The following is a 259-nucleotide window of genomic DNA, read 5'->3' as shown; positions in this document are numbered from 1 at the left end:
TTTGAAAGGCCATGCGTTTGGGGTTCGGTGTCGCGGCGGAAAGGCCGACGGTGGCGGCGGCGATCAGGGTCATGGTCGCCCCGCTCGGCCACGCGGTGGCGACCCAATAACTGCCCAACACAATCAGGATGAACGAGGCACGAATTCCCGACGCGGCTGCGGCCCACCAGTTGGTTTGCGGGGTGAAGGGCTCGTCCCAGCGCTCGCGTTCGTGGCGGTGCTCGGCCAGGGACGCATGGGTCTGCGCATAGCTGTGCAG

Annotated in this window: 1 protein-coding gene; it reads right to left on the bottom strand. The window is 66.4% G+C overall.

The genetic code is table 11. The features are described from left to right. The coding region (locus AAEY83_RS16450) for an FUSC family protein (RefSeq protein WP_351060767.1) at nt 1-259 on the bottom strand (259 nt) is incomplete at both ends.

This window comes from Psychrobacter sp. TB20-MNA-CIBAN-0197 (assembly GCF_040309765.1).
Lineage (GTDB): Bacteria > Pseudomonadota > Gammaproteobacteria > Pseudomonadales > Moraxellaceae > Psychrobacter > Psychrobacter submarinus.
The sequence above is the reverse complement of the archived record's forward strand: the minus strand, read 5'-3'. Positions and strand labels throughout refer to the sequence as shown.